Origin of the sequence: Risungbinella massiliensis, assembly GCF_000942395.1 — a bacterium.
Taxonomy (GTDB): Bacteria; Bacillota; Bacilli; order Thermoactinomycetales; family Thermoactinomycetaceae; genus Risungbinella; species Risungbinella massiliensis.
In genome coordinates this window covers 1,558,011-1,578,674 of record NZ_LN812102.1, presented here as the reverse complement: position 1 = coordinate 1,578,674, position 20,664 = coordinate 1,558,011, and the positions used below count along the sequence as shown (strand labels likewise).

Here is a 20,664-nt window from a genome sequence, read left to right as displayed (position 1 = left end):
ACTAGTAATTGGAATTTTACTTTTTGTATTTCATCTTGCTCTTTTTTTTAACATGTCTGGTATTTTGTGCATCGAAAGATCTAGTTTTTCCAAAAGGTATGTAATTTTTTCGGGACTTACATGTGCAACGCCACGTTCAATGTTGCTAACTGTTGCTGGAGAAATGTTATCATCAGATAAATCTTCTAGCCGGAGTCCACGTTCTTTGCGGACTTTTCGTATGACTTCCCCCATTTCATGTAGAGCTAACTTCTTCATATATACACCTCATCTATCATATAGTTGTGTATTATCATATTAAACTTTCGTATACCAAAAGGAAACTAAGTTTTAAAATATTATAAAATTAATATAGACAAAATGTGCCAAGATGCTTCTGTTTTTTCGTAAAATAGCTACTTCTAAAAAGATCATAATAAGAGAAGAATGTGTAAAGAGAAATATGAGGTGATAATAAAAATGTGGTGGCGCTTTTTAATTGAAATACGTGATCGTTATTTTCAAGATCGTATATATGATCAGGCTGCACAATTGGCATACTACTTTCTGCTATCTTTATTCCCTTTTTTATATGTAGTATTTACTGTTTTAGGCTATCTCCCTTTTTCAAGTGATATGGTGTTAGAGATGATTCAGCCATATGCTCCAGAAAGTACATACCGTCTTTTGCAGGAAAACTTGTACATCATTTTGGACAGGCAGAATGGAGGGGTGCTCTCCATTAGTATTATCGCAACAATTTACCTTGCTAATATGATGTTCCATTCTGTGATCCGCATCTTAAATCATGCTTATCAGGTGAAAGAAAGTCGCCCCTTTTGGCGTGATCTTTTGCTGGGAATGGTTTTAATGACCGGATTATTATTAGCTATTGTGGTCTCGCTAGCTCTGTCACTTTATGGACATGCTATTGGAAAGCAGGTCTTTTTTTTGTTTAGTGTTACACCCTATTTCCTGACGATCTGGAATTGGATTCGATGGCTGATTAGTTCTACCTTTTTATGGTTAATGTTTTGGACGTTATATCAATTTACTCCCAATACGAAAATTTCTTTTTGGCAAGCGTTTCCGGGATCGATTTTTGCAACTCTTGGTTGGCAATTAAGCTCGCTACTATTCTCTTATTATGTGTCTTTAGGAAACTACTCTGTTATTTACGGCAATTTAAGTGCGATTATCATTCTGTTAACTTGGTTTTATCTATCTGCGATGATTCTTATTTTAGGAGGAGTTATCAACGCTACTATTTGTAATGTTTTTGAGAAAAAGGAAAAAAAATCTGATGATAGCTTATAAACCAACGACTCTAATAGACTTGATTGAGAGCTATAGAAATTATCTTATGTAGGTTGCTGGAATGCAGCGAACATTAAAGAATCCTCCATAATGAAGGGTTCTTTTATTTTGGTAAATTAATTTGTATACAAATTATATTTACACATATAATATTTCCCTTTATAATAGGAAATGGCTAGGAGGGAGATATTTTGGATATCTCAAAAGATAAATTGATTGGATCGGCTACAGTTCGGTTAAGTAAAAAAATGACTCGATTATTAAACGTTTATCTCAAATCATTTAACATAACGACGGAACAATGGGGTGTTCTTCGGACGTTAAATGAGATAGACCATATTTCCCAAAAAGAATTGTCGAAGCGAACAGATAAAGATCAGGCAACGCTCACTAAGATTTTGGATCTTCTAGAAAAGCATCGATTTATTGAGAGAAAACCAAATCCAACAGATCGGCGTTCTTTTTTGATTCAGATTACCAAGGAAGGTAGAGAGTTATCCAAAGAATTAGCTCCTTATATGGAAGGAATTTTTCAGAGGATCACAGATAGAGTCGGAGAAGAGAAGTTAGAGATGTATCAAGAAGTGTTGCTTTCACTCGAAAAAAATATTGACGAACTCTTAGAAGACACACACAACTAGAAAGAAGGAGACACATGATAGAATCTTCTAAATTATGGACTCGCCCTTTTATTGCCATTCTTATGATGGCTTTTTTATTTTTTCTTTCCCTTCAGATATTGACTGCTGGTTTTCCTGCATTTATTTCCGATATGAAAAATAATCCTGCTCAAGGCGGGCTTATGACAACTGCATTTATGGTCGCTGCAATCATCACACGTCCTTTGATTGGGATGTTGATTCATAAGGTTCATATGAAAATGTTGATCATAGTTGCTATTCTATTCATCATATTTACCGTTGGGTTAAGCTATCAGCAAGAGTCTGTGTCATATTTGCTCTTGTTACGAATTCTGCATGGTATTGGATTCGGAGTTATTTCCACTGTGATCGCAACGATGGCAACCAATATTATTCCTAGTAAGCGCATTGGGGAAGGAGTTGGTTATTACGGGTTAGCTACTAGCATTGGGACAAGCCTAGCACCAATGTTTGCCTTAGCATTTTTGCAGATCTTTTCCTTTGATGCATTACTCGTATTGTCCGTTTTACTCGCGATCGCTACCTTAATTCTGAGTCTTTTTATCAAACAAACCTCATCTTCCAGTTCTAGTAATACAGTGAAACAACAGGTCTCTCTTAAGGAATATGCATTTGATAAGAAAGCTTTATTACCGTGCCTTTTGACTGCCTTCTTTTCTATTACATTGGGAGGAGTAATCAGTTTTCTTAGCGAATTGGGCAAGGAAGCAGACCTAGGTGGATCAGTTTCCATGTTCTTTTTGATTATTGCGTTGGTTATGATGTTTGTTCGTCCCTTTTCCGGGCGATTATTTGATCGAAAAGGCCATAAAGTCATTATGTTTCCTGCAACTTTATGTGGGATCATAGGATTGTTTCTTTTAGCAATTACACAAGAGACATGGACCTTGCTTCTTGCAGGGCTATTTTATGGAATTGCTTATGGAACAATAGCTCCTACCCTTCAATCTCTTGCGGTCAGTTTTGTATCAAAGGAGAAACAAGGCACAGCCAATGCCATGTATCTCTCTTTTATGGATCTAGGAATGGCAATTGGATCAACTGGCTTAGGTATTCTAGCTTCTATTACGGGCTACCACATGATGTATGGATTTTCTATCGGGTCTTTAGTCTTATTACTTCTGATCTATACATTTACATTCTGGAAACCTAAACATGCAAACAATGTACCAAATAAAGCTTCTTGAAATAGTTATACAGAATTACAAAATCATTAATGATTGAGGACGGACTGAGACTGATAGGGGTGTCTTGCCAATAATTTCTCCATCGGCGTGAATAGTTAACGATGTATCGGAATCGATCGTAATTTCTGTTCCTCGATGTAATGTTATCGAGGGATGATCAATATGTTCTCCTTTGTAAACAGATGGGAACACTCGTAATAACTGACTACGGGACATATCTCGAACACAACAAATATCTAATTGTCCATCATCATCCGCTGCATGAGGACAAATTTTCATTCCTCCTGCATAGTTAGGGATATTGGTTATTGCAATAAACCATACATCATTGTAATGAAATGACTCCCCATCGATATTTAGGGAGATTTGGGTAGGTTGATAGGATTTTAATAATTTCAAAACTCCCCATGTATAGGCTGAACTTCTCAACCATCGCTTCCAAGAGGAACCATTTACGGCTTCTGCAACAGCTCCATCAAAACCTACTCCCATAAAACTAATCATCTTTCTTCCACCAAAATCGGCAGTATCTACTTTGCGAACTTGGTGATTTAAGATCCGTTCTAAAGCTTGCTCTGGATCAAAAGAGATTTTCTGTGCTAGTGCAAAATCGTTGGCGGAACCAGCGGGGATATAGCCTACAGGTATATCTGTATGGACTAAAGCATTCCCTACTTCATGTAGAGTTCCATCACCACCGACCACAATGACAGCTTTGATATCTGATCTAGAGGCAGCGTGACAAGCGATTTCTCTAGCATGACCTGGTTTTTCTGTAAATTCTACAGAATAAGGAATTCGATTCATGATTAAATACTGCTGTAAAAACAACCAAACTTCTTTTCCTCTGCGGTTTCCTGAGACTGGATTGACAATAAACAATCTCATACATCGATTCTCCTTGCTTTTGTTCGGATTTTTAGGGAATCATATAATTTTTTTGTTATCTGTAAATAAAATCCAGGAACAAGCTTTCGAAATTGCATAGACCAACGAAGTCCACGGGGAATGACTTTTACCCGTGGACGGTTGATCAATTGCACAGCATGATGAGCGACCGTTTGCACATCCAAAATTTGACGGGCGATGGGAGTTGGAAAGAGATCGCTCGGATCGTCTCCGCGAAAGAAAGGGGTTTGGACAGGACCTGGACATAAAACCCCTACTTGAATGCGAGGTGCATATTCTAATCGAAGTGCTTCGGAAAAACCGACCAGTGCAAATTTAGAAGCACAATATGCGGCTAAATTTGGACTACCAGACAAGCCAGCTACTGATGCTATGTTGATAATTTTGCCACTCCCTGCCTTTAACATATAAGGTAAAAAGGCATGGGTGAGACGGACTGCCCCTAAGTAATTGGTTTCCATCATTCCAATGTAGTCGCTTATGGGTATATCGAGTGCTCCTCCAAAACGACCATACCCAGCGTTGTTAATCAATACATCAATTCCACCATACTTAGAAACTACCTGATCGACCAAGTTTTTCACTTGTTCAGGATTGGTGACATCACAGGAATAGATGTCGCAATCTTTTATCTCATTTTTTAATTCCTGAAGCTTGTCAATGTTACGTGCCACAAGCAATGGAAAATATCTCTTCTCTTTGACAAGTTGGGAAGCAACTTCTTTTCCTATTCCACTTGAGGCTCCTGTTAGTAATACCATTTCTTTGTTCATTTTTTTCATCATCTATTCCATCGGAACTTGAGGAAGAATTCGACCCTCGATCCGTTCAAAGATATCATCTAAGTCTCTTCCAGTAATAGTGAGACCATGATTTTTCAGCCCAATAATAGCTCGAGATGGATCCTCTGCCTGTCGAACAAGATCAGCTACTGCTTTTCCTAATTGGATCGTTCCACATGGATAATTGATGACTGTAGAAGGAATCCCTTCCATCCATGCATGAATATGTACGATTGCACCTACCTGAGGGTGTTCGGTATAGATCATCCAATGTTCAATCGCATCAACGGAAGCGCGATTCGGTTTTAAAACATGAGATGGGACGCTGATTTCCATGCTTAATTTTTCTCGATTAAACCCTTTAATTAGCAAAATATCTCGCCCAATATCCGTAAGGTTGGATTTGTCGACCCCTCTAGCACTCATCCAAAATTCATTTCCCGATCTTCGGGCACTGAGATTTCCATAACTGAGTCCGCCAATTCCATAAAGACGTTGAATGTGACGATATTCTTTTGGCGAGAGCAACTCTTGAATTGGAAAGGGAGTAGGAAGTAGATTCATTTCATCTAATTTTTTCCCAGCTCGATATAAGCTTTGTGTAATTTCATCTCCTGACCAGAGTTCCTTAGGTAAATCATGATCGAAGGTATTATCAATAACTAACTGGGATGTAGCAAGGGGATGTAATCGCTGAAAAACTTCAGGAAAGGGATCTTTTTCTTGCTCGGTTATGGAATAACAACCTTGTTCCAACGTGACAAAATGAATTGATTCTTGGTCTGACGTTTGATCTAAGCAGATCATCAGATTTCCAAGCGAGCGGATCAAAGTCGGATAGCCCTTATGCAAAATATTATCGGTTGGTTGATCATTCTCCATTACCGTAACCACAAAAGTGCCCTTCCCTTTACGTTGAAAATGAGATGGTTTTTTCGAATCAACAAAGTTGAAAACAAGTTGTACATCTGGACTTTTTTCGGGATCTAATTTATATCCTTTTTCTTCCATTCCGTCTTGAATCAACGATGCGAAATTTTCTAATCTAGAAGTTTGTTTCCAATCTCCGACTATGGAAAACGTATTCATGCTTCTACACCTCTTGTCTGTTGTTAGCTTGTTGCATTAATCTAAGTTAGTAGGTGCGCCGCCGGTTTTCCCCTTCTGATCTGCTCCGACTCCCTATCGCTCATAGTCGCATCTCAAAAGGGGAAAACCTCTGGCTTTGGATTCATTATGCAACATGCTTTATTGTGTTTATCCTGATACTATAATTTGCTTTATCTGGGAAATTATTCTGGTTTGTTATGTAGCACAGTTTCTGGAGACCAATCTTTTTGGGGATAATCATAGAGAACATGAAACACAAAGTTTTCTATCAATAGGAGATTGTTGGTGGTATGATAACGATTGTAGTTATATCACTGTTGTCAATCTGACTATTTTATAATCAGAATCACTAAAAATAAGTGATCCCATCCTGTACTATTGGAAACCCGCACGATTCAAGGAGGTTGCAATGCCTAAATCTAAGCCGTTTTTGTTAGGTTATGGAACCATCGTCATTCTGCTTATTATTTTTTTAGGTACCAAAGTTAGCTTTATCTTTCGCCCCATTGTGATCTTTTTTCAGACGCTGTTTTTTCCGTTTCTCTTAGCTGGTGTCTTGTTTTATTTGTTTCGACCAGTTGTAATGTGGCTTCATCGATTCAAAATTCCCAAGCAACTTAGCATAATTCTCATCTATCTGCTCTTTACAGGAATTGTCGTGTTGTTGGGTTTTTTAATCGGACCACCTCTAACAGAACAGGTAGAAAGACTGGTTGAGAACTTCCCAGATATGTGGAGGTTAGCAGAAACCCGTTTTCAAGAGTTGAGCAAAAATCCTTGGGTGACCCAAAACGTAAATTGGGATGAATTGTCCAACTACGTAGTAGATTACTTACAGAATAGTTATCAACAAATTGGAACCAATATTGCAAGTTTCTTTGGCGTATTGACCGATATTGTGGTTGTTTTTGTAACGGTTCCGTTTATTCTCTACTACATGTTGAGTGAGGGACATAAAGCTCCAGCATATTTTCTCAAGTTTTTCCCTGAGCGAGAACAAAGAGAGCAAGGAAGCAAAATTTTACATGACTTAGACCATGCCCTTAGTTCCTATATTAAAGGACAAGTATTAGTTAGTATTTTTGTGGGAGTACTGGTCTATATCGGATATCTGATCATTGGAATAGAGTACCCACTTATCTTGGCGCTGGTCAGTATGTTTACTAACATTATTCCTTTTATCGGGCCACTGATTGGAACGGTTCCTGCATTGATCGTAGGTTTGATCAGTGAGCAACCATTTATGGCAGTCAAAGTGTTAATCGTAGCATTGGTTGCTCAACAATTAGAAGGGAATGTAGTTTCTCCATTAGTAATGGGGAAAAACTTGAACATACACCCACTAACTATTATTTTGATCTTATTAGTCGCTGGGAGTTTAGGTGGCTTTTTAGGGCTTTTATTGGGTGTTCCAGTTTATGCTGTAGCCAAAGTAGTGATTAGCCACATTTATCGCTTTATGCAGCTGCGCAGAACAGAAAGAAATGAATCTTAGGATGGATAATTGTTAGGTTTTTTTAAAAATTTCTTTCGATAGATTGCGATTAATGTTTTCAACTTATAAGATGAGAGAGGAGTTACATTAACATCTCACATGGAGGAATAACCCTATGAGACAAGATCCATTTGATCTAGAGATCGAAGTAGAAGATGGAGAATTAGAGATCGAAATTGGTGGATTTGAAATTGAAATTGATGAAGATGGAATTGAATTAGAACTTGACTAAAAAAAGTGCCTCTTTGCTAGCAATAGCATAAGAGGCCTTTTTGAATTCAGCTATTTTTTCTTAGGTTGTTTGAATCGACGATAAAATGTTTTTAGTAGATCTTGTTTCATTTGCCAGAGTTGATCCGATAAATTTATGTGATATTCTTCTGGATGCAAGGTTCTAAGATATTCTTCCCAAAAAAGCTGTAGTTCTTGCTGATGATGAGCTCTGATCTCATCTAAAGAAGGTAGGGTTTGAACTAGCTTACCATCTCGAATAAGTGGTTTTAAGATTGGGATTAAGTCATAATCGACTACTGTCTTTTGTTTGTACGTTACAGTTGGATGGAATAAATGCAATGGTTGATCCACTTCGATCTGTTCATCTCGGATGGTGATAAAATCAGCTGTTGCTTTACCTGTTTTCTTATCCACAATTCGATAGACATCTTTTAAACCAGGTGTAGTGATTTTATTAGGATTAGAAGAAATCTTGATTGTAGGTTCCCATGTACCATTCTCATAACGTGCCACCAGCTTGTAGACAGCTCCAAGAGCTGGTTGATCAAAAGCGGTGATCAATTTGGTACCGACACCCCAAGAATCAATCTGAGCACCTTGTGCCTTTAGGTTAAGAATTGTGTTCTCATCTAGGTCACTAGAGGCTACGATGATTGTGTCTTCTAATCCTGCCGCGTTTAGCATTTGACGTGCTTGTTTGGACAGATAGGCGAGGTCACCACTGTCTAGACGGATTCCAAAAAGTTTTTCGCCACGTGTTTTCATTTCTAATCCAACACGAATGGCATTGGGAACACCACTTTGCAGGGTATCATAAGTATCAACTAATAAGACGGTCTTATCAGGAAAAGCTTGAGCATATGCTCGGAAAGCATCAATCTCTTCTGGGAAATCTTGTACCCAAGCATGTGCATGTGTACCACTAGTTGGGATTCCAAAGAGCTTCCCAGCTTGGAGATTAGAAGTAGAATCAAATCCACCGATGTAGGCAGCTCGTGCACCCCATAATGCAGCATCTTGTTCTTGTGCTCGCCGTGATCCAAACTCCATCAAGGTATCGTTGGTGTCTACGATCTGACGAATACGAGCGGCTTTGGTTGCGACAAGTGTTTGATAACCGATAAAATTAAGTAATGCTGTCTCGATAATCTGTAGTTCCATTACAGAACCTTGAATATGAAGAAGGGGGATAGTCGGGAAAACGAGTGAACCTTCAGCTACTGCGTACACATCTCCTGTAAATCGAAAGTTACGTAGTAGATCGATGAATTCAGGCTCAAAGCGGGAATCCAGTGACTGAATATACTCAATCTCTTCTTCTGTAAATCGTAGATTTTGTAAATAGTCTACTGCTCTTTCTAGGCCAGCAAATACTGCATAACCATTGCCAAAAGGCAGCGTGCGGAAATAGAGATCAAATGCCCGACGATGCTGATGGGTTCCATTTTTCCAATGAGCATACATCATCGTAATTTGATACATATCAGTATGTAATGCGGAAACTCTTGATGTTGACATGAAAACATCTCCTACCATTAACTACTAGCTTCTCTTATTTTTCCCGATAAAAGAAGGCGTCATGTAGACCATCATAACATTGAAGGTAATGCAAAACTACTTCTAATCCCTTTCCAGTTCTACTGTAGTATGAGAAACTATTGGAAAGTAGTAAAGGAACGAGAGGGACGTATGAAGAATCAATTGATCCAAGTTGGTTTAAGTGGATGGGGAGATCATGATATTTATCCGAGAGGGACTCCTAGTGGTGAGAAGCTTCCTTTCTATGCAACTCAATATCCAATTGTCGAATTAGATAGTACCTATCATGCGATTGCCCCTGTTAGCCGGATGGAAAAGTGGGTAGAAGAGACACCAAGCAATTTTCGATTTGTCGTAAAAGCTTATCGTGAACTAACAGGACATGGTCGAAAAGGACAAGCACCGATTCGCTCTTGGCAACAACAAGTTACAGAGATGAAAAACTCACTTGCTCCTATGCAATCATCTAATAAGTTGTCCATGATCCTGTTCCAATTTCCACCTTGGTATGACTGCCAAAAAAAGCATGTCCAGTATATCCGTAAAATCAAAGAAGCTTTTGCCGATTATCCGGTAGCCATTGAATTTCGCCACATGAGTTGGTTTAGTTCATTACATCAAGACCAAACATTGCAGTTTTTAGAGGGAGAACAACTGATTCATGTAGTTTGTGACGAACCACAGTCTGGAACAACTTGTGTGCCAATTGTTCCGGTTGTCACCAATCCAGAGAAAGTATTGGTTCGTTTTCATGGTCGCAATTTGGAAGGTTGGAATTTTGTAGGACAACCTAACTGGCGAGATGTTCGATATGCCTATCGCTATACAACAGATGAGCTACAGGAATGGGTAACTCGATTAGAAGAGCTTGTACAAAGGGCAAAAGAGGTAATACTTATCTTTAATAACAACTCTCAAGGCGATGCCGCTGATAACGCAAGGCAGATGAGAAAGTTATTGGGGCAAGATCTTCCCGAACCAGCTCCACGCCAGCTAGATCTATTCTAGAACTTGTTTCAGATCCGTAGACGGAGAGAAGCTTATCTAGGGAGAGACTAAGTCAAAAGCAACGTAAGCGTTCTGATTAAGCTTCTCGGAGTGGTGTTTAGATGAACCATACAGAAAGTAAGAGTTGATGGCGATGAAAAAAATACATATTGTTCATACGAATGACTTTCACAGTCGTTTTGACCAAATGGCTCGCTTTCATACCTTTTTGGAAGAGAAAAAACGCGAGTGGCGTGCAAAAAATGAGGCATTCTTATTATTAGATGTTGGGGATCATATGGATCGCTTCCATTTAGCTACGGAAGGAACAGATGGGCTGGCGAATCGTCAGGTTTTAGAGCAGACTGGTTACGATGCTATTACGTTAGGAAATAATGAATTACTTACTTTTTCACAGGCAGAATTAACTCAAAATTACCAGGGAGCTAATTTTGAAGTGATCAGTTGCAATGTTCGGGAGGAGAATTCGAGAGAACTTCCATCTTGGTTACACTCATCACGAGTTTATGAAGTAGGCCCATTCCGAATCGGAGTGACTGCTGCAACCATTCCTTTTCCCATTGTCTATGAAAAAATGGGTTGGGATGTGCGTGAATTTATCCCACAAGTTCAAAAACAAGTGGATCTACTCCAGTCAGAGTCGGATCTAATTGTTTTACTTTCTCACTTAGGTCTCCCACATGATCAACAAATTGCACAAGAGATAGAAGGTTTGGATTTTATCTTGGGTGGTCACACCCACCATTTGTTAGAAACACCATTAGAAGTGGAAGGAACATTGATCGGTGCTGCCGGGAAACATGGACAAAGCGCTGGGATAATGACCATTGAATGGTGTGATGGTCAGATAGGGCGAAAATATGGTGCTGCCTTACCGCTTACGAAATACAAACCTTCTGAGACAATACGAGATATTAAACTGCAAAATATCGAATTGGCAGAACGTAATATGCAGGAACCTATTGCTTTTCTTCCAAAACCATTGCCCATCTCATGGGATCAAGAGTCCCCATTTGGGAATTTTTTAGCAGATAGCTTGCGAGAATATGTAGGTGCAGAGATTGCTATGGTAAACAGCGGACAGATTTTACAAAGTTGTGCTGTGGGAACGATAAATACAAAGGAATTACATCAAATTTGTCCCCATCCGATCAATGCTGTTAATTATCAAATGCTAGGAAAAGATATTCGACTTACATTAGAAGAATCTCTCTTGCCAGAATTTCAACAAAAAGAGATTAAAGGTTTCGGTTTTCGAGGAATATATCTCGGGAATATGGCAGTCTCAGGATTGAAAATCGAATATGACCCACATGAAAAACCGTACAAAAAAATCGCTTCCATCCTTTTAAAAGGAGAAGCGATTCAAGATGAGAAATGGTATGATGTGGCTACTATTGATATGTTTACCTTTGGATTAGGTTATTCTAGAATCCGAAATGGCAAGATAAAAGAGTATTTCTTACCTGATTTTTTACGTCACTTGCTTGCCATCCATTTTGCAAAATCATCCAATATAGAAAATGCATTTATGTCGCGCTGGTTCCCCATTACTTCTTAGAGGCAAAGGGCAGTTGATTGCGATATTTCTCTAAAACCAAGAGTAATGGATATCCTAGCAAGTAACAAACACCTAGTTGTCCTAAGCCAACATAAGCAATTGCAACTGGAATGGAAGGTTCGTAGTTAGATAATATGCTAATCATGGTACCGATGATCAGAGCATTCATAATGACAGGTGGAAGTGGAGCCAACCATTTTTTGCGAACCTTATAAGTGAGCGTAGCGGCAATCAATGTGGCTATGGAACCAATCACCATGTCTAATATGGCAAATGAACTTTGCATATTCGCTATAAAAGTTCCTAGGGTAAGTCCAGGGATGGCAAGTGGAGTAAAAAATGGTAGTACAGTAAGTGCTTCAGAAATACGGAATTGCAGAGCGCCGTAAGAGATTGGTGCAAAGGCTAACGTTAAGGCAGCATATAGAGCTGCAATTACTGCGATGATCGTAATTTTTTTAGCAGTCATGAATTTACTCCTTTCTTAGGACAAGTTATTTATCAAAACGTATCTATTGTACCGGTATTTCCCGACCTTGCAAGCGTGGACAGTAGATTCTATCAATGGAGGGAAACATCATGCGATTTATTGATCAAGTTTATTCCATGTATCAGGATCAACTACAAGATAATGAAGAAGACGCTATCTCTATTGTGCTCAGTTTACTAGAAGATCAATCAAGAGAAGACGTCATGAAGCTAGTAGAGAACATGTCAGAAGATGAAGTAATACAAATGATGGGAATCTACTTAGTGGAAATGCTGAAACTAAAAATGATTCAAGATGGCAAACTATCCCCATTTTCGAAACTAACGGTTCCGCACGATCGATTGCAATAGACACTTCTCCTAGGCAATCGAATAAGATAGACGGTAGAACTTTAAAGCTAGGGGGAGTGAAAATGGTTCGAGTGGAGCCGATTCAGATTGGCGAGACAACGGTGATTGGAGTAGAGGTCAAATTACCGAAAACCACTTTGCTGGCAATCACTACAGATAACGGATATATTATGTGTGGAGCTTTGGATGTGGGGCTTCTAAACGAACGGCTAGGGGATCGAAAGATTTTGGCTGGTCGTGCTGTAGGAGTCAAAACATTAGAGCAACTACTGGAGGCACCATTGGAATCCGTTACGCTTACTGCACAAGAGTTGGGGATTGAAAAGGGGACTATTGGTAAAGAAGCTTTGTTGAAAATGATATAATCATTCCTAAAAAGCAAGCAGTTTCGCATCAGACGAATTGCTTGCTTTTTATCAATTTGAATTCAATAGTTTTTAGCATGAATGATCCCCTTACCCTAATACTTCAAAACGTGACCAAAGGTAAGGACTCATCATGCTTGGGCTATATTTCTCAATCTTGTATCTATTAGGGTAGGTGGCACTGACACAGCTTGTCCAAAAAGTTAGAAAATGTTGGCCGAAAAATGGGAGTTAGTTTGAGGGTGGGAGTAGAGGCGTTAATAATATTTCTAAGCTATCGCTTTTGTATTTTTTTGAGTACTTTTGGCAGTACTTTCCGTAAGGCGAATTGAACAACTTTGATAAAGACTTTGTTTTTTAGTAGCTTGCCCATTCTCATAACCTCCTTGCAAAGTGTTTAAAAAAAGCACTTCCCTAGATAGGAAAGTGCTTTATTAGCTAATTAAGCGTGGTTTAGACGCACAACGTTAGCGGATTGAGGACCACGGTCGCCTTCAACGATGTCGAACTCAACTGGCTCGCCTTCTTCGAGGGTTTTGAAACCTTCGGTTTGGATTGCGGAGTAGTGAACGAATACATCGCCACCGTCTTCGCGCTCGATGAAACCATAACCTTTTTCTGCATTAAACCATTTAACTTTACCCTTCATACTCTTGGGCCTCCTTTGATTCATTAAAAAGTGGGGTCTTGATTATCTAAGTGAAACTTGATAGAACCTATTGCAGTAAAACAAGAGGCACCAAGAACAAACTTGATAAAGAGACCACTTTTTAACGTTCTGTATGAATCGTACCATACGATGGGAAAAATTTCAACCATTATAACAGGTTTTGATACGGTGTTAAATCAATCTCTAGCTCTGCGCATTTTCGCTTTAAAAACTTGTGATCACGCTTAGGAGTTGCAATTATGTAACCTCGGATAATATGTTGTTCTTCTAAAATGGAAGCATTTTCTTTTAAGACTATTTCCCCTATTTTTCCGGCAATTGACATTTTGGCTACATCACGAAACATTTCAGGCACAGGAGAGACCAATTGATTTAATAGAGACTTATGTTCATCTTTCCACAGATGCAATGTTTTATTCACATAAAACTCTTGCCAATCCAGAGCGGATTTGCCATCTGCTTTCGGAAGGGCTTTTAAAAACTTCCGAAACATGAAATATCCACCGATTGCCATGGAACTGATGAGAACAATCCAAAAAGCAACGTAAAACCACTGTAGCCATACAGGCATCCGGTTCACCTCTCTTCTTGAAAATTATAGTAAGCAGGACAAAAAAAATCCACCTTCTTATAAAAAGAGGTGGATTACATTACTGCGGTTACGGCAAGGTAGATCAAGGCCCAGATTGGTAAGCTAATTAAACTTGCGTTTACAATTCCTACTGCTGCGTTATTCATATTTCATTCCTCCAAATGGTGTATTTATTATCTATTCAGCGCTTTCGGCGTTTCATTTCGTTGTTTGTTGAACTCATTATAGCTCCTTCCAATTTCTCTTGTCCTAGCTTAGGGCTATTTGTAATGTAAGTGTAATCATGTAGCAAAAGAAGTGAAAAATGATGACAACACGAAAAGTTTTAAATGGTAACTATCACTTTGAAAATATTGTTGATACAATGGACGTTAAGATTAAAAATACGGAGGTTTCTCATGATCACGGTAACAAACGTAGGATTACAATATGGTGGCCGCAAACTTTTTGATGAAGTAAATCTAAAATTCACACCTGGGAATTGTTATGGTGTGATAGGTGCGAACGGAGCTGGAAAATCCACTTTCTTGAAAATCTTGGCTGGAGAGATTGAACCGAACACAGGAAATGTCTCAATTACACCAGGTGAACGACTGGCAGTATTAAAACAAGATCACTTTCAATATGAAGAGAATCAAGTTCTCAGTACAGTAATCATGGGACATAGTCGCTTGTTTGAAGTACAACAAGAAAAAGATGCAATCTATGCCAAAGCAGATTTTTCTGATGAAGACGGAATGCGAGCAGCAGAACTAGAGGGAGAGTTTGCAGAGTTAGGTGGTTGGGAAGCAGAATCAGAAGCAGCGATTTTGCTGTCTGGTCTGGGGATTAGCGAAGAGTTACATTACAAACAGATGAAAGAACTTTCTGGTGGGGACAAGGTGAAAGTGTTACTGGCACAGGCGCTGTTTGGTAAACCAGACATCTTGCTATTAGATGAGCCTACCAACCACTTGGATTTAGAAGCGATTCGTTGGCTGGAGAATTTTCTCTTATACTTTGAAAACACTGTAATCGTGGTCTCCCATGACCGCCATTTCTTGAACCAAGTTTGTACTCATACGGTAGATATCGATTTTGGAGAAGTGAAGCTCTTTGTAGGAAACTACGACTTCTGGTATGAATCAAGCCAGTTGGCATTACAACTAGCAAAAGAGAAGAACAAAAAAGTAGAAGAAAAGCGTAAAGACCTTGAGACGTTTATTGCACGATTTAGCTCTAACGCTTCCAAAGCCAAACAAGCTACTTCTCGTAAAAAGTTATTGGAAAAATTAACGTTGGATGATATCAAGCCTTCTTCTCGTCGTTACCCATATATCGCATTTGAACCAGAGCGTGAAGCAGGGAACGACCTTTTGCGAGTGGAAGGAATCAGCAAAACAATTGATGGGGAAAAAGTACTAAATAACGTACGATTTACAGTGAATAAAGGGGACAAGATCGCCTTTGTTGGAACCGATGAGATCGCCAAAACGACTCTTTTCCAGATCTTAATGGGAGAGATGGAACCAGATGAAGGCACCTACCATTGGGGAATTACTACTTCACAGGCTTATTTCCCAAAAGATAGCACGGAATACTTTGAAGGAAACGAAGAAACATTGGTTGACTGGTTACGCCCTTATTCAAGTGATCAAACAGAGAGCTATCTGCGAGGCTTCTTAGGAAGAATGTTATTCTCTGGTGATGAAGTGATGAAAAAGCCAAGTGTACTATCTGGTGGAGAAAAAGTTCGCTGTATGCTCTCGAAAATGATGATGAGTGGTGCGAACGTTCTACTAATGGATGAACCGACTAACCATTTGGATTTAGAAAGTATTACGGCACTCAACAAAGGTCTTACCCAATATCCAGGAACGCTCTTATTTGTATCTCAAGATCATCAGTTCGTCCAAACGATTGCCAATCGGGTCATTGAACTGAACCGCGATGGAAAAATCTTTGATAAACAGATGACGTATGATGAATACCTTGATCAAAAATTTGAAGGTAACAAATAAGCTGATTGTATTGGCAGTACCGTAAATAAGATAGTGTAGATATTCATATTGCGAAAATGTGATGATGTCAAAAAAACTAGCGGCTTGTATGATAAGCCGCTAGTTTTATATATGTGTCTAGTAAATCAAAATTTCATAAAAAATTTTTAGTATTTTTCATAGAGTTCCGATTCTGTCCACTATACTATTAATTAAGGATGATTTAAGAGAGAAGTGTGGTGAATCATTTATGGAACCAGTAACAACTGCTGCGGTTGCAGCTGCTGCTGATGTGGTAGCAAACCGCAAAGAATATTTTGGACCAAAAGCATTGATCAGCACTCTTGTCGTTATTTTAGTTTTTCTTTGGTTGGTTTTTGCTCCGTTTTCGAGAGTATCAGTTGCCAATGGTATGTCCTCTACAGGAGATCAATGTGTACCGAGTGGTGCCTCTACTTCCACGTTAGAAACAATTGAAAAAAGCGTAGAATCTGATTCTACACTTAAAGGAAAAGCGTCTCTTATTGAAAGCACAGCGAATGCCAATAATATACCCCCAACTTTATTTGCTGCGATTTTGTTAGTAGATAGTAAAGAGATCGCCAAAAAGCCCAAAGTGGATGATGAAATCAAAAGCAGAGGAACGAAGTTCAAGGGGGTACAATCTCCAACGGAAGCTGCTGCCAAAAAAGATGGGGATACTGCTGCAAAGAACCAATGGGAGAGTAGCTTAGGTAGTAAATATGAGGGAATGGGTGGAACTCCAATTGATTGTGCTGGATATTATCTACAGTCAGGAAGTGGTTATTTTCAGTTTCCGCTAAAGAAAATTACCGTAACCAGTTGGTTTGATTGGCGAGATAGTCCGACAGGCGGTCAAGGTAGAGAACATCATGGTGGAATTGATTTTGACTGCGGCCCTTTAAGTAACCCAGATAAAGTTTTTGCTGCCAGAAAAGGAACAGCTAGCGTAAAGGTAGACCCAGGTGGTTTTGGTAACTATGTGGTTATTGACCATGGAGACGGCATGCAATCTTACTACGGTCACTTAGAGAAAGCGACGATTTCAAATGGCCAAGTCAATCAAGGTCAAATGATTGGTTACTGTGGAACCACAGGAAGAAGTACAGGAACCCACTTGCATTTTGAAGTTAGAAAAGATGGAACTGCTGTAAATCCAAAAGGTTATTTGCCTCCTATCAATTAGTACTGGAGAGGGTACCATGAAAAAAGGTTTTCTCTTTCTTCTTGTTCTGCTAATTGGTTCTGTTATTGGAAACTATTTTTTATGGAGCGATATCAAGACGCTTCAAGAAGAAAATAATAGGATTTCGAAAGAATATCAGAGCTACAAAGATCAAACGAACAGCAAGTTGAAGAACTTGGAAACAACATTGGATGATTTGAATAATGAGCCCCGACTAGTTGAGTTTGGGCAGGATTTTATCGAAGACTATCTGGGCAATTTACCAAAAGCAGAGCGAATTAAGCGATTAACTGCTAACGCAACTCCTGAGGTACAGAAACAAATATTAGGTGTCGAGACTGATTCAACTGAAACAGACTCTGTAGTGTATAACCCAAACTATAAGCCAGAAATTACGTTTACTAACAGTAATTTAACTTGGATCAACAACGAAAAAATAAACTTAGTTATAGATAATACGCTTAAAGCTGGTACAGGTTCCATAAAGATGAATCATAGTTATCAACATAGATTAGAAATAACAAAAGTATCTGGCAAGTGGTTTGTTAGTAAGTTTGAGGGAAAGACGTTACATTGATGAGAAATAGTCTGGAATAAGACAGGGCTCCTCCAATTGAGAGGAGCTTTTTTCTTTATTGATTGCATTACAAAATTTTTTAGGTTGGAGTAAAAGTTTTTCTATAAAAATATTCTAAACCTATGAGTTCCTAGCACTGGGTAGGGCTTTTCCCTTTGCCTAAATAATGAAAAGAGAAAATATACGTAAAATGTTAATGTCTTTATTAAAGAACAGTACAATAGACAAAATTGTTGAAAAAGGTCGGCTAGTTGTAATAATATAGGAGATAGAGAGTGTCACAAAAAAAACATAATTGTCGTTTTGTTGTTAATCTAGACACAATTTGGGCTCCTAGCACCAAATTTTTTTTGTCACTCACACGTTTTGTTGTAATGAATCTGGTGCTACTGCTCTTTTCTATACAGTTTTTCCATTAGCAACGTTTTTGTTTAGGAGGGTATTATGATGAAACAAGATCCAGAGATTCTTCTTGGTGCATTTGAAACAAAAGAGGAAGAGCTGCTAGAGTTACCATCCACTAAATACAAGAGGAAAAAAAATTTAGAAGCTGGACAGATATCTAATAAAGCAGTCTTGTCCTTTTGCCTTTTGACAGGGATTACAGCGGGGGTGGGGGCGGCTCAAGCAAATGCGTCAGCACAAACCGATTCTACTAAAGTAACCAGTGTTTCAAAAGAAGAGATCCCGGTAAAAAATAATATGCCTCCAGATGAGCCGTTTAGTAACTCTTCTAATAGTGAATCAACTCCAGATTTAGCACCCAAACAGAATCCATCTACCCCTTCGTCAGAAGATATACCAATGGATCACGTTCCACCAGATGAACCAATCCAAAATCCGTCTAAAATTCAACTAGAACCAAAGGCGAAACAGGAGACGACAAAAAAGGAAAAACCTAGTAAAAAGTCGAATCTTGGGAAAGAACAAACGGAGCAAAAATCGACAAAAACGACAACTTCCTTGGAAAAACAGAAGGTTGCTCCTAAACCCAAGACGGTTCAGGGGGCAGAGCTACCAGACACAGCTGGGAATGATTTAACCACCGCAATGGGAAGCGTTGGTGTAGCCTTGACAGCAGGAGCGTATTTAGCAACTAGAAAAAGGAAAAGTGTCAATGAAATGGGATAAGATGATTGCGCTTTGCTTGGTGATTGGGGGAACTGGATACGCTAGTTATTCTCTCGTTTCCTACTATCAACAAGCAACACTCGTTCAAACAATAGAAGTTCCACCTGTTTCTCATCAAACCAAACAACAAGAACAAACTATTCCAACGGGTAATTCCCACACTTCTGGTGAGCAGTGGGTTATTTATCCACAGGAAGCTCATCCCAAAAAAGGAGAACACTTTGCTGATCTGTATATTCCGAGATTAAAAGCGGTTCTACCTATTATCGAGGGTACTAATGAAGAGGAATTAGAGAAAGGAGTAGGCCATTTTTCAGGTAGTGTCCTACCAGGGGAACCAGATAATACAGTCTTATCCGGACATCGAGACACTGTTTTCCGAGAGATGGGCCAGATGCAAGAAGGAGACGAATTCCATGTTCAGACCAGTCAAGGGACATTTATCTATGTGATTCGTAAGATGTGGATAACAGATGAAGATGATCGCACTGTGATTGTTTCACACGACAAACCGATTCTTACAGTTACCACGTGTTATCCATTTCGTTATATAGGTCCAGCTCCGCAACGGTACATTATGCAGGCGGAATTGAAACAGAGGATCTAGGAGGAGAGGAGCCATGTCACCGTCCAAGCGGAAGCTGTTTCGCATACTATTTTGGACTCTACTTAGTTATACCGCACTAAGCACCACGATTGTTTGGGCAATTCAATTGGGTCTTATCCCAACTTTTTTGAAACAAACTCCTGTAGCCAGCCAGCAGGTCACAAACAGTAATAATCCCGATGTATGGAGTGAGAGCACTTTTGCGGAGAGATTTACTAGAGAATTTTTATGGTGGAATGTAGGAAGTGCGGATTCCAGAAAAGAAAGGTTAAAAGACTACCTGGCTTCCAATATCGATGTAGAAGGTGGTTTAGACACCGATGCAGCCGACTATCATTCATTGGTAGATGCGGTCAATGTTTGGAAGATCCAAGACCGAGAAGGAGCAAAGGGAGTTAAGGAAGTAACAGTGCAAGCAGAGTTAACACTCACAAATGTAGAAAATTCAAATGACAAAAAACGTGCTGTTTACCAGTTGGTGATACCTATTATGCGATCTGGTAGCTCCTATCGAGTAGTCGATAAACCATATTTTGTTAGTATGCCTGTTGGAGGACCTCTAAATGCCCAAAAGGAAGAGGCACCTAAAGGGGAAGTGGTCACAGAAGAGGTTCGACTTAAGGTAGATCAGTTCTTAGGTTCTTTTTGGGAGAATTATTTTACAGGTAAAGTCGAAGAGCTAAATTATTTTGTTCGATCAAAGGAACCGATTACTGGATACGAAAATCGATTCCAGTTTGTAGAGATGAGAAATTTAAAAGTATTGAAACAGGAAAGTGGTTTTGTCGCATATGGTGATGTAACACTAAAAGATAAAAATAGCGGATTTGAATCTACTGTGCGATACAAATTGGGTCTTTTGCAAGAAGGCGACCGTTGGTATGTGACACAGATTCGACAAGGGGAGGTATAG

Annotated in this window: 22 protein-coding genes; 14 read left to right on the top strand and 8 right to left on the bottom strand. The window is 39.1% G+C overall.

What is annotated here, in order from left to right; translation table 11 throughout:
* Positions 1-30 precede the first annotated feature (30 nt).
* Complete coding sequence (locus tag VJ09_RS08210) at positions 31-258, bottom strand: helix-turn-helix domain-containing protein (protein ID WP_044641037.1); 228 nt, start codon at positions 256-258, stop codon at positions 31-33.
* Positions 259-459: 201 nt separating this feature from the next.
* On the opposite strand from VJ09_RS08210, the gene VJ09_RS08205 reads away from it, so the two are divergent.
* The 3 genes from VJ09_RS08205 to VJ09_RS08195 all read left to right on the top strand — a co-directional run bounded on the left by VJ09_RS08205 (position 460) and on the right by VJ09_RS08195 (position 3,145).
* Positions 460-1,296, top strand: coding sequence for a YihY/virulence factor BrkB family protein (locus VJ09_RS08205; protein WP_052807298.1), 837 nt, complete (start codon positions 460-462; stop codon positions 1,294-1,296).
* A gap of 191 nt (positions 1,297-1,487) precedes the next feature.
* The gene (locus VJ09_RS08200; protein WP_230199106.1) at positions 1,488-1,937 is read left to right on the top strand and encodes a MarR family winged helix-turn-helix transcriptional regulator; all 450 of its coding nucleotides are present in this window, start codon (positions 1,488-1,490) and stop codon (positions 1,935-1,937) included.
* Between the two features lie 14 nt (positions 1,938-1,951).
* Positions 1,952-3,145: an MFS transporter gene (locus tag VJ09_RS08195; RefSeq protein WP_044641036.1), complete on the top strand. Its 1,194-nt coding sequence runs from the start codon at positions 1,952-1,954 to the stop codon at positions 3,143-3,145.
* Between the two features lie 15 nt (positions 3,146-3,160).
* Here VJ09_RS08195 and VJ09_RS08190 read toward each other — a convergent pair whose 3' ends face one another.
* From VJ09_RS08190 to VJ09_RS08180, 3 genes are read right to left on the bottom strand one after another with little or no spacing between them, the layout of a single operon-like run.
* Positions 3,161-4,033 carry a diacylglycerol/lipid kinase family protein gene (locus tag VJ09_RS08190; protein ID WP_044641035.1) on the bottom strand — a complete coding sequence of 291 codons (873 nt, stop codon included), beginning with the start codon at positions 4,031-4,033 and terminating at the stop codon, positions 3,161-3,163.
* Complete coding sequence (locus tag VJ09_RS08185; RefSeq protein WP_187118690.1) at positions 4,030-4,827, bottom strand: SDR family NAD(P)-dependent oxidoreductase; 798 nt, start codon at positions 4,825-4,827, stop codon at positions 4,030-4,032. Before VJ09_RS08185 ends, VJ09_RS08190 begins: the two co-directional genes overlap by 4 nt.
* A 12-nt stretch (positions 4,828-4,839) precedes the next feature.
* Positions 4,840-5,925 carry a class II aldolase/adducin family protein gene (locus VJ09_RS08180; RefSeq protein ID WP_044641034.1) on the bottom strand — a complete coding sequence of 362 codons (1,086 nt, stop codon included), beginning with the start codon at positions 5,923-5,925 and terminating at the stop codon, positions 4,840-4,842.
* Between the two features lie 430 nt (positions 5,926-6,355).
* Between VJ09_RS08180 and VJ09_RS08175 the strand changes: the two genes are divergently transcribed.
* Positions 6,356-7,441 (top strand): AI-2E family transporter, encoded by a 1,086-nt coding sequence (locus VJ09_RS08175; RefSeq protein ID WP_044641033.1) that lies wholly within the window; start codon positions 6,356-6,358, stop codon positions 7,439-7,441.
* A gap of 282 nt (positions 7,442-7,723) precedes the next feature.
* Here the strand turns inward: VJ09_RS08175 and VJ09_RS08170 are convergent, their stop codons facing one another.
* Positions 7,724-9,193 carry a nicotinate phosphoribosyltransferase gene (locus tag VJ09_RS08170; RefSeq protein WP_044641032.1) on the bottom strand — a complete coding sequence of 490 codons (1,470 nt, stop codon included), beginning with the start codon at positions 9,191-9,193 and terminating at the stop codon, positions 7,724-7,726.
* Between the two features lie 171 nt (positions 9,194-9,364).
* On the opposite strand from VJ09_RS08170, the gene VJ09_RS08165 reads away from it, so the two are divergent.
* The gene (locus VJ09_RS08165; protein ID WP_230199105.1) at positions 9,365-10,222 is read left to right on the top strand and encodes a DUF72 domain-containing protein; all 858 of its coding nucleotides are present in this window, start codon (positions 9,365-9,367) and stop codon (positions 10,220-10,222) included.
* 133 nt (positions 10,223-10,355) lie between these two features.
* On the top strand, positions 10,356-11,783 hold the full coding sequence (locus tag VJ09_RS08160; protein WP_052807296.1) for a bifunctional metallophosphatase/5'-nucleotidase: 1,428 nt from the start codon (positions 10,356-10,358) through the stop codon (positions 11,781-11,783).
* On the opposite strand, the gene VJ09_RS08155 is transcribed toward VJ09_RS08160, so the two are convergent.
* A complete protein-coding gene (locus tag VJ09_RS08155; protein ID WP_044641030.1) occupies positions 11,773-12,252 on the bottom strand; it encodes a QueT transporter family protein in 480 nt (159 codons plus the stop codon). The two genes, VJ09_RS08160 and VJ09_RS08155, sit on opposite strands and share 11 nt — an antisense overlap.
* Before the next feature lie 110 nt (positions 12,253-12,362).
* Here VJ09_RS08155 and VJ09_RS08150 point away from each other — a divergent pair, with 110 nt between their 5' ends.
* Together VJ09_RS08150 and VJ09_RS08145 are read left to right on the top strand one after the other, a co-directional pair.
* A complete protein-coding gene (locus VJ09_RS08150; protein WP_044641029.1) occupies positions 12,363-12,623 on the top strand; it encodes a DUF6154 family protein in 261 nt (86 codons plus the stop codon).
* Between the two features lie 62 nt (positions 12,624-12,685).
* Positions 12,686-12,988, top strand: a complete 303-nt coding sequence (locus VJ09_RS08145) for a YunC family protein (RefSeq protein WP_044641028.1) — start codon at positions 12,686-12,688, stop codon at positions 12,986-12,988.
* 442 nt (positions 12,989-13,430) lie between these two features.
* Here VJ09_RS08145 and VJ09_RS08140 read toward each other — a convergent pair whose 3' ends face one another.
* A complete protein-coding gene (locus VJ09_RS08140; RefSeq protein ID WP_044641027.1) occupies positions 13,431-13,637 on the bottom strand; it encodes a cold shock domain-containing protein in 207 nt (68 codons plus the stop codon).
* A 169-nt stretch (positions 13,638-13,806) separates the two neighbouring features.
* The gene (locus VJ09_RS08135) at positions 13,807-14,229 is read right to left on the bottom strand and encodes a DUF2621 family protein (protein WP_044641026.1); all 423 of its coding nucleotides are present in this window, start codon (positions 14,227-14,229) and stop codon (positions 13,807-13,809) included.
* 419 nt (positions 14,230-14,648) lie between these two features.
* Between VJ09_RS08135 and VJ09_RS08130 the strand changes: the two genes are divergently transcribed.
* The 6 genes from VJ09_RS08130 (at position 14,649) to VJ09_RS08105 (ending at position 20,664) form a co-directional block, all read left to right on the top strand.
* Entirely contained in the window at positions 14,649-16,250 is a 1,602-nt protein-coding gene (locus VJ09_RS08130; protein ID WP_044641025.1) for an ABC-F family ATP-binding cassette domain-containing protein, read from the top strand.
* 229 nt (positions 16,251-16,479) lie between these two features.
* Positions 16,480-17,436 carry a M23 family metallopeptidase gene (locus VJ09_RS17580; protein WP_052807295.1) on the top strand — a complete coding sequence of 319 codons (957 nt, stop codon included), beginning with the start codon at positions 16,480-16,482 and terminating at the stop codon, positions 17,434-17,436.
* 16 nt (positions 17,437-17,452) lie between these two features.
* Positions 17,453-18,013: a hypothetical protein gene (locus VJ09_RS08120; protein WP_044641024.1), complete on the top strand. Its 561-nt coding sequence runs from the start codon at positions 17,453-17,455 to the stop codon at positions 18,011-18,013.
* A 444-nt stretch (positions 18,014-18,457) separates the two neighbouring features.
* Entirely contained in the window at positions 18,458-19,144 is a 687-nt protein-coding gene (locus tag VJ09_RS08115; protein ID WP_147635454.1) for a hypothetical protein, read from the top strand.
* Positions 19,131-19,751, top strand: coding sequence for a class D sortase (locus VJ09_RS08110; RefSeq protein ID WP_044641022.1), 621 nt, complete (start codon positions 19,131-19,133; stop codon positions 19,749-19,751). The genes VJ09_RS08115 and VJ09_RS08110 overlap by 14 nt, the downstream gene beginning before the upstream one ends.
* A 13-nt stretch (positions 19,752-19,764) precedes the next feature.
* On the top strand, positions 19,765-20,664 hold the full coding sequence (locus VJ09_RS08105) for a conjugal transfer protein (RefSeq protein WP_044641021.1): 900 nt from the start codon (positions 19,765-19,767) through the stop codon (positions 20,662-20,664).

Coding starts and splice junctions, on each gene's coding strand:
- VJ09_RS08155 (WP_044641030.1), bottom strand. CDS start 12,252: ATGACTGCTAAAAAAATTACGATCATCGCAGTAATTGCAGCTCTATAT.
- VJ09_RS08110 (WP_044641022.1), top strand. CDS start 19,131: ATGAAATGGGATAAGATGATTGCGCTTTGCTTGGTGATTGGGGGAACT.
- VJ09_RS08170 (WP_044641032.1), bottom strand. CDS start 9,193: ATGTCAACATCAAGAGTTTCCGCATTACATACTGATATGTATCAAATT.
- VJ09_RS17580 (WP_052807295.1), top strand. CDS start 16,480: ATGGAACCAGTAACAACTGCTGCGGTTGCAGCTGCTGCTGATGTGGTA.
- VJ09_RS08210 (WP_044641037.1), bottom strand. CDS start 258: ATGAAGAAGTTAGCTCTACATGAAATGGGGGAAGTCATACGAAAAGTC.
- VJ09_RS08145 (WP_044641028.1), top strand. CDS start 12,686: ATGGTTCGAGTGGAGCCGATTCAGATTGGCGAGACAACGGTGATTGGA.
- VJ09_RS08135 (WP_044641026.1), bottom strand. CDS start 14,229: ATGCCTGTATGGCTACAGTGGTTTTACGTTGCTTTTTGGATTGTTCTC.
- VJ09_RS08175 (WP_044641033.1), top strand. CDS start 6,356: ATGCCTAAATCTAAGCCGTTTTTGTTAGGTTATGGAACCATCGTCATT.
- VJ09_RS08160 (WP_052807296.1), top strand. CDS start 10,356: ATGAAAAAAATACATATTGTTCATACGAATGACTTTCACAGTCGTTTT.
- VJ09_RS08140 (WP_044641027.1), bottom strand. CDS start 13,637: ATGAAGGGTAAAGTTAAATGGTTTAATGCAGAAAAAGGTTATGGTTTC.
- VJ09_RS08195 (WP_044641036.1), top strand. CDS start 1,952: ATGATAGAATCTTCTAAATTATGGACTCGCCCTTTTATTGCCATTCTT.
- VJ09_RS08120 (WP_044641024.1), top strand. CDS start 17,453: ATGAAAAAAGGTTTTCTCTTTCTTCTTGTTCTGCTAATTGGTTCTGTT.
- VJ09_RS08180 (WP_044641034.1), bottom strand. CDS start 5,925: ATGAATACGTTTTCCATAGTCGGAGATTGGAAACAAACTTCTAGATTA.
- VJ09_RS08165 (WP_230199105.1), top strand. CDS start 9,365: ATGAAGAATCAATTGATCCAAGTTGGTTTAAGTGGATGGGGAGATCAT.
- VJ09_RS08130 (WP_044641025.1), top strand. CDS start 14,649: ATGATCACGGTAACAAACGTAGGATTACAATATGGTGGCCGCAAACTT.
- VJ09_RS08105 (WP_044641021.1), top strand. CDS start 19,765: ATGTCACCGTCCAAGCGGAAGCTGTTTCGCATACTATTTTGGACTCTA.
- VJ09_RS08185 (WP_187118690.1), bottom strand. CDS start 4,827: ATGAACAAAGAAATGGTATTACTAACAGGAGCCTCAAGTGGAATAGGA.
- VJ09_RS08205 (WP_052807298.1), top strand. CDS start 460: ATGTGGTGGCGCTTTTTAATTGAAATACGTGATCGTTATTTTCAAGAT.
- VJ09_RS08115 (WP_147635454.1), top strand. CDS start 18,458: ATGATGAAACAAGATCCAGAGATTCTTCTTGGTGCATTTGAAACAAAA.
- VJ09_RS08190 (WP_044641035.1), bottom strand. CDS start 4,033: ATGAGATTGTTTATTGTCAATCCAGTCTCAGGAAACCGCAGAGGAAAA.
- VJ09_RS08150 (WP_044641029.1), top strand. CDS start 12,363: ATGCGATTTATTGATCAAGTTTATTCCATGTATCAGGATCAACTACAA.